This window comes from Oscillatoria nigro-viridis PCC 7112 (genome assembly GCF_000317475.1).
GTDB lineage: Bacteria > Cyanobacteriota > Cyanobacteriia > Cyanobacteriales > Microcoleaceae > Microcoleus > Microcoleus nigroviridis.
In genome coordinates this window covers 599,310-615,203 of sequence record NC_019729.1, presented here as the reverse complement: position 1 = coordinate 615,203, position 15,894 = coordinate 599,310, and the positions used below count along the sequence as shown (strand labels likewise).

12 protein-coding genes and 1 CRISPR repeat array are annotated in these 15,894 nt (G+C 44.1%); of the genes, 3 read left to right on the top strand and 9 right to left on the bottom strand.

What is annotated here, in order from left to right:
* Window positions 1–30: 30 nt before the first annotated feature.
* From iscB to OSC7112_RS02695, 6 genes are all read right to left on the bottom strand, one after another.
* Window positions 31–1,287, bottom strand: coding sequence for an RNA-guided endonuclease IscB (iscB, locus tag OSC7112_RS02710; RefSeq protein WP_015174456.1), 1,257 nt, complete (start codon window positions 1,285–1,287; stop codon window positions 31–33).
* Window positions 1,274–2,986, bottom strand: coding sequence for a group II intron reverse transcriptase/maturase (ltrA, locus tag OSC7112_RS02705; RefSeq protein WP_015174455.1), 1,713 nt, complete (start codon window positions 2,984–2,986; stop codon window positions 1,274–1,276). Before ltrA ends, iscB begins: the two co-directional genes overlap by 14 nt.
* A 576-nt stretch (window positions 2,987–3,562) precedes the next feature.
* Window positions 3,563–3,718, bottom strand: a complete 156-nt coding sequence (locus tag OSC7112_RS35185; RefSeq protein ID WP_223300842.1) for an RRXRR domain-containing protein — start codon at window positions 3,716–3,718, stop codon at window positions 3,563–3,565.
* Window positions 3,719–3,970: 252 nt separating this feature from the next.
* A complete protein-coding gene (locus tag OSC7112_RS02700) occupies window positions 3,971–4,375 on the bottom strand; it encodes a hypothetical protein (RefSeq protein ID WP_015174454.1) in 405 nt (134 codons plus the stop codon).
* 118 nt (window positions 4,376–4,493) lie between these two features.
* Window positions 4,494–4,667 carry a hypothetical protein gene (locus OSC7112_RS39270; RefSeq protein WP_015174453.1) on the bottom strand — a complete coding sequence of 58 codons (174 nt, stop codon included), beginning with the start codon at window positions 4,665–4,667 and terminating at the stop codon, window positions 4,494–4,496.
* A gap of 68 nt (window positions 4,668–4,735) precedes the next feature.
* On the bottom strand, window positions 4,736–6,223 hold the full coding sequence (locus tag OSC7112_RS02695; RefSeq protein ID WP_015174452.1) for a hypothetical protein: 1,488 nt from the start codon (window positions 6,221–6,223) through the stop codon (window positions 4,736–4,738).
* A gap of 74 nt (window positions 6,224–6,297) precedes the next feature.
* Between OSC7112_RS02695 and OSC7112_RS02690 the strand changes: the two genes are divergently transcribed.
* The 3 genes from OSC7112_RS02690 (at window position 6,298) to OSC7112_RS02675 (ending at window position 9,779) form a co-directional block, all read left to right on the top strand.
* Window positions 6,298–7,959, top strand: coding sequence for an ArnT family glycosyltransferase (locus OSC7112_RS02690; protein ID WP_015174451.1), 1,662 nt, complete (start codon window positions 6,298–6,300; stop codon window positions 7,957–7,959).
* A gap of 291 nt (window positions 7,960–8,250) precedes the next feature.
* Complete coding sequence (locus OSC7112_RS02680) at window positions 8,251–8,853, top strand: Uma2 family endonuclease (RefSeq protein ID WP_041622873.1); 603 nt, start codon at window positions 8,251–8,253, stop codon at window positions 8,851–8,853.
* A 317-nt stretch (window positions 8,854–9,170) separates the two neighbouring features.
* Window positions 9,171–9,779, top strand: a complete 609-nt coding sequence (locus tag OSC7112_RS02675; RefSeq protein WP_015174449.1) for a transposase — start codon at window positions 9,171–9,173, stop codon at window positions 9,777–9,779.
* Between the two features lie 564 nt (window positions 9,780–10,343).
* Window positions 10,344–11,778: direct repeats of the CRISPR family, unit length 36 nt; unit sequence GTTTCCATTCAATTAGTTTCCCCAGCGAGTGGGGAG.
* A 470-nt stretch (window positions 11,779–12,248) separates the two neighbouring features.
* On the opposite strand, the gene OSC7112_RS02665 is transcribed toward OSC7112_RS02675, so the two are convergent.
* The 3 genes from OSC7112_RS02665 to OSC7112_RS02655 are packed head-to-tail and all read right to left on the bottom strand — an operon-like array spanning window position 12,249 to window position 15,893.
* Window positions 12,249–13,745 carry a hypothetical protein gene (locus OSC7112_RS02665; protein ID WP_015174447.1) on the bottom strand — a complete coding sequence of 499 codons (1,497 nt, stop codon included), beginning with the start codon at window positions 13,743–13,745 and terminating at the stop codon, window positions 12,249–12,251.
* 2 nt (window positions 13,746–13,747) lie between these two features.
* Window positions 13,748–15,472 carry a hypothetical protein gene (locus OSC7112_RS02660; RefSeq protein WP_015174446.1) on the bottom strand — a complete coding sequence of 575 codons (1,725 nt, stop codon included), beginning with the start codon at window positions 15,470–15,472 and terminating at the stop codon, window positions 13,748–13,750.
* Window positions 15,465–15,893, bottom strand: a complete 429-nt coding sequence (locus OSC7112_RS02655) for a hypothetical protein (RefSeq protein WP_015174445.1) — start codon at window positions 15,891–15,893, stop codon at window positions 15,465–15,467. Before OSC7112_RS02655 ends, OSC7112_RS02660 begins: the two co-directional genes overlap by 8 nt.
* Window position 15,894: the final 1 nt, after the last annotated feature.

The following is a 15,894-nucleotide window of genomic DNA, read 5'->3' as shown; positions in this document are numbered from 1 at the left end:
GAAAGCGGCTGCGACTTCAGTCGCCTTGAATTAAAATCCATAGGAATAGCCATCTTTTTTGTGAATAGGTTTGCAATATTTATGACTAATTCCTGCTACTCTTCCCTTCATTGTGGCGATGTCGAACGAACCGGATGCACGGCAAAGGATTCGTCCTACATAAGAACCGACTTTCTTGCCTGCGGTGACTGTCGCGCCAACGATATCGCCAGTTTGAAAACCCAAATGGATCTGCTTTTTTGATCTATGTCGAATTGGGAAGCCAAACCGATCCGTGCCACACATTTGTCGAGTACCGTGTCCTGCTGCTTTTATTAGGAGCGGTTGAGAAGTCAGCACCTTTAATTCTTCAACTCTGCCTACGCAAGCAGCATCTAACCAGTGGGATTTAGGTAGCTGCAAACGAGTGCGATTGAATTTTGTCAAGCCACCACTGCCAGTAGAAACTGGTAAGCCAGTCATACCGAGTCGGTTAAATAACGCCCAGCGAGTTGAATTAACTACTGCTGCGTCTTTTAAAGGACGTTTTGCTTGAGATAGAATCTTTTTCAAGACATCTGGCTTCTTAGAGAGGAATTGCTCAATGTCTTGAGTTCCTTTCTTGACATTGCATTTTTCACAGGCAAGGCAAAGATTAGAAATACGATTAGATCCGCCTTTGGCTTTGGGATGAATGTGTTCGACTTGTAGCGGCGTATCCGTAACTCCACAATACGCGCACTTTCTCTCCCATTTATTCAGCAAATATTCGCGGACTTCGTAACCACATAAAACGCCTTGCTGATACTCCAGTCCACTAATCTCTGGATTTTCTAGTTGTTGTAAGTCGAATCGCACAAGTTCTTGAGCAATAGAACTAATGGGGGCGACTTTCATCAATCTAGTTACCCATGTCAGGATTGTTTCAACACGATGTTGTAGGCTTGGAGCCAGCCATCCTTGAGAGCGAGTTCTATTTAGAAATCTTGCTTTTCGATAACGAGTATGACGATTTCTCCTGCCTCTACGCAGTGAACGGCGAGACTCCAAACTGGCTTTAATTGATTGACCTCGGTGAGCTAGTTGTGCACCAAAGATTACCTCCTCTCCTTGCACTAATGCGATTCCCGTGGTTGTGGAGCCAGGGTCTAATTTAAGAGTGATTGGTTTTTGGGGTGCTGTTACCTCTACTTTGAGGTCGGGTAAGAGGGCATACGTCGCCGTATCCCTCTCCCCAACGAACCGGACGTGACACTTTCGCATCATCCGGCTCTGGCATTCTTGGACTCCGAGGTTATTTAGTACCATGAACTTTCCTGTGACAAATTTGGTGAAGGTGTATAAGATTGTCGATTTCATCTGTGCCTCCCTTTGTCACTTCAGTTATGTGGTGAGTGTGGATTTGTTCTCCGTTTAGCAGGTAGTCTCCGCATTCAGTGCATCTCCAGTGCTGGAATTGAGCCACTTTGTAGAGCTTCGAGCCTTTAGCCCATACGCTACTACCCAGTTTTGATTGGCGTTTCTTCCAGTAATCTACTTTGGTTGAGTCATCTGGACTAGCTGCGCCTTCAACCTTTGTATGTCTCAGGATTGGGATGTCACTTACATCTTTGAGATAAAGTCTCTTTCTTTTTCCTGTTCTATCCTTAGTGTCGGCAAAGAATGTCCAGTGGTCATTTCCCAGTACGGTAAAGTATTTGTTCTTGACCCTTTTGAGATGTTTCTGGTGGTGTCGTCTTTTACACCATTGCCATAGCATTTGTACAATTCTATGGTTGAATGTAGCGAAGATTTCCTTGCTGGAGCAGTGCCTGTAATAGTTCGCCCATCCTCTTAGTATAGGGTTTAGATGTTTGATGACTTCTTCCGGTTTTACCGTTTTGTGTCTTTTGAGCCATCCTCTAATTTCTCTGAGTTTGGCAATCATCTTATCCTTTTGAGGTTTGCAGAGCGTGGTTCCATCTGAGTAGCTTCGGATTGTAAAACCGAGGAAGTTGAACCCATTTCGCTTATTGACGATGTTGGTTTTTTCTTCGTTCAGTTCTAGTCCTCGCTTTTTCAGCCATTCCTTGATTTCAGGCAGAACGGCTTCCAAGTCTTCCTTTGTTTCGGCTGTGACAAGGAAATCATCGGCATATCTGATGTACCCAAATCTAGGATAATACCTGTTTGTGTAGTAGGTTTTGCCTTTGTATTCCCCACTCTTGCTCTGTTTGACTTTCTGGTGGTTGGATAATACTTCTCCTTCCAGTCCGTCTAGGGCGATGTTAGCCAGAAGTGGGCTAATGATGCCGCCTTGGGGAGTGCCTGTTTCTGTTGGGTTAAACTTGTTAGCCTCCACGTAACCTGCTTTTAGCCACTGTTTAATTAGCTCTTTGCTAGGAATTTCTCCGAGAGCATTGAGTATGTATTCGTGGCTGATGTGGTCAAATGCTCCTTTAATATCTGCGTCTAGAACCCATTCATCGCCTCCTTTTCGTAATCGGGTATGAACTTGTTCTATCGCATCGTGACAGCTTCGCCCTGGTCGAAAGCCATAGCTGTTGGCTTCAAATCTAGCTTCCCAACTCGGCTCCAGTGCGTTTTTGACCACTGCTTGCATCACTCTATCTTTGAGAGTTGGTATCCCCAAAGGACGCTTTTTACCATTTGCTTTTGGAATGTATATCCTTTTAGCAGGTTTTGCTTTCCAAGGGTTCAGCTTCAGGATTTCGTGTATTAGTTGGATTCTCATCTGAGGGTTGAGAGCAAGTTGGTTATCCACGCCTGCTGTTTTCTTCCCTTGGTTAGTTTGAGTGACCCGTCTAACTGCAAGTAGCAGGTTGGACTTACTTTTTAACATGAGTGAAGTAAGGCTCCTGACCTTATTCCACTCATTCCTCTGAGTCGCACGATAAATTCTCTGTCTGAGATTTCTCACCACCTTTGTAGCAGCTTTCCAATTAAGGTCTGCCCATTTCTCAGGTAATGCGTCTGTTCCGATTTCGTTACCGAATCTATCTTTCACAGAAGTTTGATTTCCTTACGTTGGTTTATCGTTAAACACCTGCCAGAATTTGGCTTCCTTTCAGTTGGAGCAAATCTTGAACTCCTATCTGTGGCATTACCCACAGCATTCGCTTTTTCTGGCATCCTTTACCCTCTAAGTATTCTGCTTTCCTTACGGTTGGCTTACTCAGACTTCGACCTGTACTGAGAACCTATAGGGCTTTCCGCAGTTCTATGTGTTTGAGATTCGTCACGGGTCGGGTTCCATCTCTACTCCGGCGGGATTATATTTCGTCGAACTAGAGAATCATCAACTCTAGTTCTACCCACTTACCTTTTGGTGAGAGTGTTTCAGCCTTATTTCACTCTTTATTCATCACGAAGTGTGCAAACGATGGTTACTGGTGATTAACCCTTTCGTGCTTCCCCTTGCTCCTTTCCAACTTAGGCTGTTAGATTAGGCTACTTTCGTGGTCTGCATTCCATTAGGTTCATTATTTACTACTAACGTGACCGGGGTATCGTGACCCTTTTACGTGGGGACAACGGGACGAAATCCGTTGGGAGAGAAGGCTCTCCACTCAGAACACGTAGCTTAACTACGTCGCGCAATGAGTGTGAATGGATACCTTTTAAAAACAGCAGCTTTGCCAGTGGTTAGCAATTTGCGAGCCAATCCTGGACGAATTGGATTGAGCGGTCGTTTGTGGATATCAAGTAGAAAAACGAAATTAGACACAAAGTCCTCCATTGCTGGGTAAAGTTCGCTTCGAGAATGTTTCATGAGCTTGTTATGCCAAAAGCACTGGTTTAACCCCGCCCGAGCCTGTTTAACTTTTAGCGATAGAGCGGAAAACTAGCGTCGCATTCTCCGGTATCATGACTCAAAAAACGTAGGTCTAATCCTGTCTCTGGTAAGGTTCGGGCTTTCTTCTTGCACCGCTCGGAACGAGCCGGACTTCCCAAAAGCCTCCGCTTTTAAGCGTGGGGTTCCTTACTCTCCTTAATTAGCAAACAGTCGATCGCGCCCACCGCCGTTGCTGAGTGGATCGCTATCTCGATCGGCATAACAGGAACCAAGTCCCCTGTTTTTACTCAGGCAACTGTGCGATTTTGGCAATTGACTTTTGTATGGTTCTAGGTAATCTGAACTGAGGATAACAAAGCCTAATTGCAGTTGGTTTGAGCGGTTGTCAGAAGTTGTGCGAACTTTGTCAATCTCTCCAAGGATAGAGGCATATTTTTGAAGTGCCGAAGTAATTTTCTCAATGCAGTCAGATGCCCCAGCCAAAATTCTGGAAACAAAATATCCACCTTCATTAATACTGGAGTCCTGGACTACAAAGCTTTTGGATTGGGGATTTGCGTATTCCCAGGCGCGAGTCGTTTCCCTTAAAGAAGTCAACATATTCCGTCCTCCAAAAGTGTGTTTAGCGGTAGATACAGCCTTGGAGTCAGAGCTTCTGAAACTGCCAGCGACCTTGTTTATTTCGCCCATTCTTATTTAACCTATCTATTAGTTTCCCCTATTTCTGCTGCACTGCCATCCGCGATCGCACGGAATTTATATTCTGCGTGTTTTCCCTGACTTCCGGCAAACGCGCAATTACCCATCGATCCGATATCCTATCCGTGATACCACTTTCAAAAAAGAATCCAACTGTCAGCCCGTGCTTCAAACCTCGATAGTCTTGAGCCATTCCCCCATCTAAAATCTAAAATCTAAAAGGGTATGACAGTTAGTAGATGGGCCTCGCAACTGCACCGCTCAAGATTCTGTGGAAGATGGCGGTTTTTTCCCTGCATTGCGAATATTAATAATCTTGTTGAGCGCCTCAAACCAAAAACCAGCCCCCATAGAAATAGCTAGCCCGCTCAATATCCAACCAAACAATTTGGAAATCAAAGCCGGCCACAATAAATTCCCCTGCTTATCTCGTTCTAAGCTGTTCTGTTCGCTCCATCCAAAAGGCAGGGCTACCCGATCCAAAGCTCGATCGACATCCTGTTGAACTTTTGTCAGACTGGTTAAATTATTTGATTTAGTCTTAGCATTGTTTGCCACCAACTGCTCAGCATACAAATTAACAGTCGATCGCAACATCGAATCCTTCGACAACCGATTAATAATATTAATGGTATCAGCATTAGCAGCGACAGCGATCGCAGTTCCGAGCAAAATCGCTACCCCTCTGGCATTCCGCTTGTAAACACCAGAAGCACGCTCCATCGATTGGTCAAACCAAATTTCAATTTCTTTCTGAAACCGCTGCAACTGCTCTTGAGTATCTCCGCCGCCTTTTTCAGCGCGCTGCGCTAAAATATAAAGGCTGCGTTTCAAAGATTCTGGCATACTGTCCAAGGTTTCTTGAATTTGTTGATAAATCGCACTCTCCTCTTTGATATCCATAATTTCTGCTACCGGATCTTGACTTTTTTTAACACTATTTAACAGATTGCTGAAACTCGGTTGCAGTTGCCCCAGCAGCGCCGCCCGCTCAATCTTGCTGTCAAAACGAGCCTTCACAATTGCCATCTGCCTCTGAAATTCTCTCCCTCCTAGCTCGGTTTCTGGTAGATAAACCTGAGAATCCTTAATATAAAATCCTAGTTTTTCCGACATTCTATCTAAGCTGTTGTTCAAACTTGCTAAATTGTTTTGATAATCTTCAACAACTCGATTGAACTCCGCAGTCAGCCACCTAAATTCTTGCTCGATAATCGGTTTAGTAGCATCCGGCAAACTCAGATTTTGTCCAATCTGTTGAATTTGTGCTAATTGTAAATCTTGAAATCTTTCCAATCGGGTTTTAGAGATAGAGCTGAGCAAACTAGAAACCTTTAAAGTCTCCAAAAGGCTAGCCGAAAAACACTCGGCTGGAATATAAGAAGGCCCGCTGGATTTATTGCCGAAAACATTTTTAGTACCCGTAACTCCGTGGTACAAATCCCCCAGGCGGTGCGTAACATAGCGGAATCCCTCTGACAAAAGCCCTTTCGCTCCCTGATTCAAATCCTCGATCATCGGATTGGCGTAAATCGAATGAGCCAACTGTCCGACTCGCTTAAATTGCAGGGGATCTTTTGCGCCTTCGCTGCCGCCAGAAATCAGCACTTCGATCGACTTCTTTAAATGTTCCGCCCGCCACTGCAAAACAGTAGCAATCAGTTCCTGAATTTCCGAAGCTAGCAAGCTTAAAGTCAGGTAGATAAATACTAAGCCAATGATAATATCTATAATTACAGGCAAGTTCATGGTATTTTCCTAGTCGCAAATAACTGCTGTCTAAGTTTACCTTCAGTTTGGGACGCTCAAAACTCTCTTAACTTATGTCAGAAATCTTTCCATTCCTTGGCCGCCAACCGAAAAATCGCTGGAATGACAGCTTGACAGACAAAGTGTGGATGCTGGCTTTTCTGTTGGCGGCAGTGCTGATTTTCGGGCTGAATCTGGGCGGCGCGGCTTTGCGGGATTGGGATGAAGGCATTGCAGCGCAGGTAAGTCGGGAAATTTGGCGCGGCAACTTAAATTGGCTGTATCCGACGATCGACTCAATGCCTTATTTCAACAAACCGCCGCTGGTACACTGGCTGATCGGGCTGTGTTTTGCAGCAGGCGGTGTCAGCGAATTGACGGCGAGGTTGGTACCGGCGATGCTGACAGCCACTTCAGTGCCCTTGCTTTACGCCATTGGCAGGGAGTTGTTTCCTCGGCGTTCGATCGCCATTTTTTCTGCCCTCGTTTATCTGACGCTGTTACCGGTGGTGCGGCACGGACGTTTGGCAATGTTGGATGGGGCGGTTTTGTGTTTTTTGCTGGTGGCGATGTGGTGTTTGCTACGATCGCGCCGGGATTTGCGCTACGCTTTGGGCGCGGGGATTGGGTTCGGACTCATTTGCCTGACTAAGGGCGTCATGTTGGGGCTGCTGCTGGGTGCTATCGGCTGTATTTTTTTGGTTTGGGATACCCCGCGACTCCTCACTTCTGGGTATCTGTGGGGCGGATTGGCGATCGGAACATTGCCAGTAGCTGCTTGGTATTTTGCCCAATGGCTGCACTACGGCCAATATTTCATCCACGCTAATTTAGTTAACGAATCTTTCCGGCGCATTTCGGAACCTGTAAGCAGTCACCGAGGCCCGCCTTGGTATTATCTTTTAGAAATTTTAAAATTAGCTTGGCCGTGGCAGTTATTTTGGCTGCAAGGGCTGCGTCTGAGTTGGGAAAATCGCAGTTTTCCCGGGCCAAAATTAGTATTGGTTTGGACTGGAGTATATCTGCTGGCTATTTCTGTGATGACTACTAAATTGCCCTGGTATGTGTTGCCAATTTATCCAGCTTTTGCTCTTGCCGTTGGCAGTTATCTCGCTGAAGTTTGGGAGCAACTGTGGCTGCCGCCAGAGCCCATTAAAGAGGAAGCAGAAGAACGTTTTGATGCTATTTCTTTGTTGCCTCATCCCGCGATTTTGGCAGTGCTGGGTGTAGTTGGTGTTGTCGGCTGCATTTACTTCAGTGGCTTAGTGCAAATTGGGAAATATTTTGTGCCTCCCGATCGAGATTTGCAGTTAATGCTGATGTTTGTAGGTTTGACAATGACAATGGCGGCCGTGTTGCTGCACCGCAAAGATCGGCAGTTTATATTAGTTTTAATTTGGGGAACTTACCTGACGCTGTTGGTATTGGTGGCTTCAGATAACTGGGTTTGGGAACTAGCAGAGGATTATCCGGTTAAGCCGATCGCCGAAATTGTCCGCACAGGAACTCCGGCCGGTCAACAGGTGTTTACTTCTCACCGCTTGGGCCGTCCATCGCTGAATTTTTACAGTGAACGCCAAGTTATTGTCGCCGACGCGCCGACGCTCAAACAGAAATGGCAAACTCTTCCTCAACCTTATTTTCTGTTAGAAAAACCTGTTTTAAAACATTTAGGTTTGCAGAATGCTGAGGTTGTCAAAACAGCGGACGATTGGGTTTTGGTAACTAAAAAGTAAGCGTGTTTGCCCAAATTACCGTAGGGGCGGGTTCACCAACCATAATCGCTTCAGACCAAAAATCTCGAAAACCCGCCCCCACTTGGGCGGCAAATCCGAATCTACATTTTTGGGATGCAATCGCATATCAGATAAATCTAGGCGATCGGCTGGGTGCGGACGAGTTTACCAACAATTCATACGATAAACCAACAATCTCAAAAACCCCCCTACACAAACTCAACCTTAAAAAGCTTACCCAAAAATGTTACACTAAACAAAAGCCTCAGTTAAATGCTCTCTAATAGAACTATGCAACTTACTGAACAACGATACTACTCGATCGAGGAATATCTAGCACTAGAAGAAGCTGCTGACTACAAAAGCGAATACATTGATGGTGAAATATTTCCTATGGCCGGTGGCTCTACAAATCACAATCAAATAGCGCTCAACTTCAGTACAGAACTAAATTTTGCGTTCAAAAAACTAGACTATCGAGTTTTCATGAGCGATGTCCGCTTGTGGATACCCAAGAAGCGCATCTATACTTATCCCGATGTGATGGTAGTATGTGGGAAGCCGGAGTATTATAATAACCGCACCGATACGATTACCAATTCCAGAGTAATTATTGAGGTTTTGTCAGCTTCAACTAAAGGATACGATCGCAGCAAAAAGTTTGAGGCATACCGCACGATTCCCACTCTTGAAGAATACTTATTGATCGACCAAAATCGGAGATATATCGAACATTTTTCTAAGACGGATGATAAGCGATGGTCGTTTGCTGAGTACAATGAATCGGATGAGACGATCGCGCTTGCTTCAGTATCCTTTGAAATTGCTGTGGCAGATATATATAATAAAGTGAATTTTGAACAAGTAGATCGAGAAATTGCACCTGAAAAATGATTGTAGGGGCGGGTTTCACCAACCATCTGTGCCACTAATTAAGAAAATAAATAAACCCGCCCTGCCCGACAAAAATCTCGATAGCCCGCAATTATTGTAGGGGCGGGTTCGCCAACCATTTTTGCCACTAATTGAGAAAATAAATAAACCCGCCCTGCCCAACGACAAATCCGAATCAATATTCTTTGCATTCGATCGCACATCAGGTTAATCTACGTTATTGGTTGGGTGGGGGCGGGTTTATCTAGATTGTCTGCTGGTATTAAATATTATTCGTAAAACCCGCCCCTACCGCCTGTGTTTTTGGGAAAAAGATTATGAAATACGATCGCAACAAACACCACCGCCACTCAATTCGCCTGCCTGGATATGATTATAGGACTCCCGGTGCGTATTTTCTCACTATTTGCAGTTGGCAGCGTGAATGTTTATTCGGCGAAGTCATTGATAATACAATGCAATTGAGTCCCTATGGTAAAACAGTTTTATTCAATTGGAGCATTCTTCCCAAACGTTATCAAAATGTGGCATTAGATAATTTTATTGTGATGCCAAATCACGTCCACGGGATTATTGTTTTGAAAGACAGCCCAGAAATAAATTATACAGAATCGGATAAATTGGCGCTGAGAAAATCAAAAATCCATCCTTTATCGGAAATTGTGCGGGGTATGAAAACATCTTCAGCGGGGCGAATTAACCAAATGCGATATTTGACTGGCGTATCAGTTTGGCAACGAGGTTATTACGAACATATCATCCGCAATGAAGAATCATTAGTTGCTATTCGGGAATACATCATTAATAATCCTTTGTCGTGGGCAAAAGATGAATTATATCCTCATAATTCAGTCAAAATTAATGAATCTAGCCCACTGTCGATCGAATGTAATGGCAAATCTTATCTACAGTCGATCGTACTATAACATTGTTTCGATAGCCTGTAGGGGCGGGTTTCACCAACCATTTACGTCAGAAACCAACAATATAATAAACCCGCCCCCACCCAACGACTGAGAATAGTTATATTTTGCCCCGATTGTGGGGCTTTTTTTGTGCTTTTTAATTGTTCGCCACTCGGATTAATTGCAGAAATTTGAGTTGTAAAAGTTTGTCTTTGGAGTTTTCCAGAGGTTGAAAATTTAGAGCTTTTGGCACTACAGAAGGCTCTGATTTTTGAATTTCTGTTTGCGGTGTCGTGTGAAGTCGAAGCCTCCTTCGATTCCGCATTAATAGAAGACTTCGACACACTTTGTCTTAGCTATGTATTTCTAGCAAGTGACAAGTTAACTTGCTAGACAGTGCCGTAACCCTTCGGCTGGGGGATAGGACGATGCCTTAAGGACGTTCACTCTATGCGGTAGAGGCGTCCCCCAAAAGGCATCCCCCCAAAATTAGACTATTAGAAATCTAGTCTTTTGTCAACAGCTATTTATGGTTGCCCTTAAACTGTCGCATTAATAGAAGACTTCCACTAATTTTGTTTTAGCGTTTCCATTCAATTAGTTTCCCCAACGAGTGGGGAGCGGGGTGAAAATATGACAGAACTCCAGTGTCTCCTGTTTCCATTCAATTAGTTTCCCCAACGAGTGGGGAGTGTTTTGGGTGCGGTGCCGGTGGAGGGCCCGTGCAGTTCCTGTTTCCATTCAATTAGTTTCCCCAACGAGTGGGGAGCCTACCCTGGAAGAATTAAATTCGGAGCCGATGTACGAATCCCGAATAAAGTTTCCATTCAATTAGTTTCCCCAACGAGTGGGGAGTTGGAAAGCAAAGGAGGCTCAGATGAAACTGAATGAGTTTCCATTCAATTAGTTTCCCCAACGAGTGGGGAGCTCAAAAATCTTTAGAATCTTTTCTAAAATCTGATCGGTTTCCATTCAATTAGTTTCCCCAGCGAGTGGGGAGGGAAGCGTGCGGCAACGAGGAATTGTCGGACTTTCCGGTTTCCATTCAATTAGTTTCCCCAGCGAGTGGGGAGAATCAGCGAAAAAATTGAACCAGGAGAAACTCCTCTAGAAGGTTTCCATTCAATTAGTTTCCCCAGCGAGTGGGGAGTAGCAATGTAGAAATATACGAGCATTACCTTTTTGGTTTCCATTCAATTAGTTTCCCCAGCGAGTGGGGAGAATGATCACGATTGCTTTTACCCCAGCCTGTGCCCCCTCGGGTGTTTCCATTCAATTAGTTTCCCCAGCGAGTGGGGAGTCAATGTTTCGATATTATTGACACCGATACTTCTGGTTTCCATTCAATTAGTTTCCCCAGCGAGTGGGGAGGCTTCGATTTTTTGTTTTCCCACTTCTTTTTCTTTATTGTTTCCATTCAATTAGTTTCCCCAGCGAGTGGGGAGGGTTATAAAATTCCAGATTTTGGAGGAGTTTTATTTGTTTCCATTCAATTAGTTTCCCCAGCGAGTGGGGAGCACTTATCGCATTTTTACGACGAGTGGGGGTCTGGTTTCCATTCAATTAGTTTCCCCAGCGAGTGGGGAGTTTAGCTCAACTCGAAGAACTTCTCGCCTCCCATGGCGGTTTCCATTCAATTAGTTTCCCCAGCGAGTGGGGAGGATACTGTGTTAGTTGCCGCTAACCTGGCAAAGGTGCGTTTCCATTCAATTAGTTTCCCCAGCGAGTGGGGAGCTTATCATCCCAAAAGAAACAGCAAAAATTGTCATAGGTTTCCATTCAATTAGTTTCCCCAGCGAGTGGGGAGCTAAAACTGGCTCTCTGACATCTAGCTAGTTTTAATGTTTCCATTCAATTAGTTTCCCCAGCGAGTGGGGAGTTAATCCTGCTAGAATTAATACGAAAATAGTGGAGTTTCCATTCAATTAGTTTCCCCAGCGAGTGGGGAGACTAACATTTGTGATGGTTACAATACTTTCAAGTAGTTTCCATTCAATTAGTTTCCCCAGCGAGTGGGGAGAGTTCGCCGCAGAGACCATACCCAGAGAGGGATTCAGCCGTCAAATCGACGCACCGCTAAAATATAGCACAGGTAAACGATAAAAAGCATCGAACTATAAGCCTCAAACTCAATCCCTGCAAAGCATCGACGCACCTCAACCAAACCATAAGGGTTACACAAACAAAGGGAGGTGCGTCGATATGGGCTAGATTAGCCTCCCAAACTCAATAAAAAAGTGCTAACTTCAGCACATTTCGGCGAGTGGGGAGATGAGAGTGATAGTGCCCTTGAGGGTGGCTAGGGAAATGTTCCGGATTGTAGGTGCGCGGGATGTGATGTACATAGTTGGGCTATTTTGTGTTGAATATGGATGCTACAGTTTGGTTGTCGATGCACGCTGAAGGTAAAAATTTTAGTTAAGTCCCTTAGTCCGCCTGGGGTTTAAAACCTGGCGGAGTGGTGAATCTGTTGGAGATAGATAGTCGATTTTATGTTTGCAGTTCGTAACGGGCGAGCGCAGCTACCAATTCATCATGCACTTTCGCCATCAAACTTGCTGACTTTAACGAAACAAAGCTTTGCGGTGAAACAAAATTCAAACAGCCTAAAACCCTAGCTTCCCATTGTTCTCGACTATCAGTATTCCAAGCCTTGAACACATCTTTTTCCTGCAAGCCACGCAAAGAATGAAAAATAAAATTTCTTTCATCTATAGTATTAGCAGCCACTACTTTAATGTGAGAATCTTGATTCCATTTATTTTGATCGGATTTTTCAAGTAAAGTAAATAGTGATTTACCAAACAAGCCCACACTATTGTACTGCTCATTTTTATTGGCATTAAACCAAGACCGTAAATTTTGAGGCAGATTCACATCATGGATATATGCTGTACTTGGTTGATTGGGATTAGAGTATTTAATTTGTGGCTTATACTTGTCTAATGCCCATTCTTTGATCGATCCTTCCACAGCGCGAAAACTGTGAAATAGAGCCTCAACCGTGTTACCCTGTCTAAGACGGATAACTCCTAAATAAGCAGCCTCATAGCCAGTCCACCACCACTGATTCAAACGCTCCTTTGCAACATCTCCCCTAGCCTTGCCAAAATCTTCAAACTTAGCAAAATTCCACTGTACAGCCATTGCTAATAAATCACGGATTTCCAGCAATAGCGGATCGGAAGAATCTTTCCAGTAAGGTTTTAAAATGCGCTCTACTCCCAAATAGTCATAACGACTTAATAGCGCTTTTGCTTCTTGAACTTGCATCCCCTGTAAATAAGTAGAGCTTTCTATGAAATCACCCTTTTTGGCTAAATCTGGTTCATACTCGTTGCTAACCAAAAACTTGACTTTTTTACCAAACTTTGCTAAGGTTTCAAATTGAACTGCCGAAGAAATTGCCGGAGTTCCAGCTTGATGACTGACATAAAAGTTTGCACTTTTATCTAAATCCAAACTCGACAAAGCTTGTTGAACCAGAAACAGTGCTTTATTCCAACTATCTAACCCCTCATCTTTGGATTTAGGTTTCAATTCTAAGTAATCAATTGATTCAATTTTAGGAAATTTTTTCTTAAAATATTGCTCAAATATTGGTTTGAGCGTGCAAGTATCCTGCCAATAAGGACTTTTCTCTACTCTCCTATCTTCCTCATCAAAAACGGCTTTCTGATCGGTCATAATCAAGATTATTTGGTCAGGATTTGTTTTACCTTTCTCTAACAGCTTAGCCGAAAAAGCATCAAGAAGCGGAAAGTGCAAATCCTCATAATATTCATCTGTTAACTGGCTGCCATAAACCATCCCCATCGCTCTAGCTGGTACAATGAAAGGTTCGTCATCATCAGTATTCGGCGGTCGTGTAGGTACAAAACGGCGATCGTATAATTGACTTCTCACCTTTTTGAACAAACTACCCCAATTGTCATCAGTTTTGAGCTTGACATCGCTGCTGCCAGTTGTCACAATCCAGATATTCATAATTATTCCTCAGTTGGCCAAAGTTTGATAAAGTCGCTCTGATTCTGTAAAAACTCAAGAAAATCTTGAGTTTTGTCCGATTTATCTGGAAAAATGGTCAAAAGCTCTACATACTCTTGCCTTTTTTGTCTTAATTCTCCGTTTTTAGTTGTGAGATAGCGGGGATACATCCGGTGCCAAATGCGACCGATGTTATTTAGTTTTCCCGTCAAATCGCTTTGCTTAATAGACTGATTTTTTGAGTACGGCCCGTGAAACCATTTAATTGCTTCGCTGCTATGCTGATCCTCAGCGATTCTTCCCCAAACTTCCACTTTTTCGGGATGCCAGACTTCACGCCAAGCCATAACCTGATGACTAGGTTCTAAATGATTAACTGTTAACCATTCTATTGCTCTCTGCTGACCCTCTGCCAGAAATTTAGTAATATTGCTGAGGTCAGGATTAGCAGCCGTGACGTACAAATTTTTTGAACTTTCATTAAACTTCCAGTGGCAGCCGATCGCAGGTTTGTCATTTCTCTTAAAATACTCAGGGAAAAACAGGCTGTGATCGACCCGCCGCCACGACTTGCCAAAACCGCCAAGCAAGAGAGAAAATTTAATTAAATAAGTGACAAACTTTTTTAATTCCTTCTGCGGATACCTATTATTTAGATTCACAATGTCCAGTATTCCTGCCTGTAAAGCGTAAGTTGGCATGACTACCGGATTCCTCGTCGGATAATATTTGTGTTCACCAAAATCGAGTTCCTCAGCAGTAAAGTTAATCCCCAACTGCCCGATAATTGCCCCTGTATCATCGCGTGTTTCAACAATTCCTCCCCAAAGTTTTTTGGTTAACAGTTGTGCTGTATTGGCATCTGTGACCCCTGCCAACAACCGCAAAGTATGACCCCGCAGGGCAGCTTTAAACATATTGGGTCGAAATTCTGGGGTTCTATTCAGTAGTTGCGACGTTAATCCGCAGCCGCTCAAATTGACAGAAAGTAAGATGCGATCGGCGCTTTCTACCTCTGCCATGCGGCCGTAGCCTGCACTTACCCTAGAACCAATTCCGTGCCCTAAAGCTTTTTCCCAAATTTGCCAAATTTCTTCCCATTCTTGTTTTCCAAGCTGCTTGTTGCTGGAAATTCCAAATTGTAGTTTACACTGATAAAGCGAGATTTGCACGTTAGCGCTGGTGACGGCATTTTCCATCACTTGGCGCTTTTGCTGAGAGTGAACGACATCGACTAAACGCTCTTTTTCTCCCCAAGACATATCAGCGGGGAAGCCGCCGTGAAAGCGCAAAATTCCTGGTTTTGCACTACGCTGTCCGTCCTCTACAACCTCTCCCCCGCAGTATCCTTCTCGTTTTTCAGGAGGACACGATCGCCAAAAAGCCCCTTTCATGCTAGAACCAGGATAAAATGGCAAACCTTTCGCGCCAATTATGGGTCGAATGACGCCTTCATCTTGTCCACTGTTTGTAACTAAACGCCAGCTAATGGTGTATTGTTTTGTTTCTACTCCTTGCCCGAATTCAGGCATTTTTACGGGTGATTTAGTTCGACCTCGTTTGTAAAGGGGAACGCTTTCATCGGCGCTTTCGGGGACGGGAGGACAGCATTCTAACCACTGTTGCACCCATTCAGAAGCGGGACCAGCATCGCCGGCGTACTGAATTTTGCCCCTTCCTTCCAATTGAGAGCGAAACATCAAAGGAACGCGATCGCTATCACTCATCTTCTTCACCTCCATTATTGCCATTATTCTTAGTAGGCTTATAACGTTGAGTCCACCACACCATACTGTCACAAAGTTGAGTCAGCACAGCTATAGCTACTTTGCGCTGTTCTACAGGAAACTCCCACAATTTATTGGCCATAATTTTAATGGCTGCTGTATCGTCAGAACTGACATTATCATTGGGAATTTTAACACCCGCATTTGCCATAATTTTGACTAGCGCCTTCCAAGTATCCCGCCAATAATCAGCCTTATCTCGATCCTTGACTAACCGAAACTGTTCTCCCCAAAATCGCTCTAAACCGTAAGCAACTGCAACACGCATTTTGTATGCTTGATTGAGAGCGTCTTTTTTGTCACGATATTTGACAACTAAATCGTGAGCCTCTTGGTCTAATTTGTAAGATTCCCAAGCCATA

Excerpts from the sequence above, each read along its gene's own strand:
- OSC7112_RS02680 (WP_041622873.1), top strand. The coding sequence starts at position 8,251 with ATGCAACTTACTGAACAACGATACTACTCGATCGAGGAATATCTAGCA.
- OSC7112_RS02665 (WP_015174447.1), bottom strand. The coding sequence starts at position 13,745 with ATGAATATCTGGATTGTGACAACTGGCAGCAGCGATGTCAAGCTCAAA.
- iscB (WP_015174456.1), bottom strand. The coding sequence starts at position 1,287 with ATGGTACTAAATAACCTCGGAGTCCAAGAATGCCAGAGCCGGATGATG.
- OSC7112_RS02700 (WP_015174454.1), bottom strand. The coding sequence starts at position 4,375 with ATGTTGACTTCTTTAAGGGAAACGACTCGCGCCTGGGAATACGCAAAT.
- OSC7112_RS39270 (WP_015174453.1), bottom strand. The coding sequence starts at position 4,667 with ATGGCTCAAGACTATCGAGGTTTGAAGCACGGGCTGACAGTTGGATTC.
- OSC7112_RS02655 (WP_015174445.1), bottom strand. The coding sequence starts at position 15,893 with ATGGCTTGGGAATCTTACAAATTAGACCAAGAGGCTCACGATTTAGTT.
- OSC7112_RS35185 (WP_223300842.1), bottom strand. The coding sequence starts at position 3,718 with ATGGAGGACTTTGTGTCTAATTTCGTTTTTCTACTTGATATCCACAAA.
- OSC7112_RS02660 (WP_015174446.1), bottom strand. The coding sequence starts at position 15,472 with ATGAGTGATAGCGATCGCGTTCCTTTGATGTTTCGCTCTCAATTGGAA.
- OSC7112_RS02675 (WP_015174449.1), top strand. The coding sequence starts at position 9,171 with ATGAAATACGATCGCAACAAACACCACCGCCACTCAATTCGCCTGCCT.
- OSC7112_RS02695 (WP_015174452.1), bottom strand. The coding sequence starts at position 6,223 with ATGAACTTGCCTGTAATTATAGATATTATCATTGGCTTAGTATTTATC.
- OSC7112_RS02690 (WP_015174451.1), top strand. The coding sequence starts at position 6,298 with ATGTCAGAAATCTTTCCATTCCTTGGCCGCCAACCGAAAAATCGCTGG.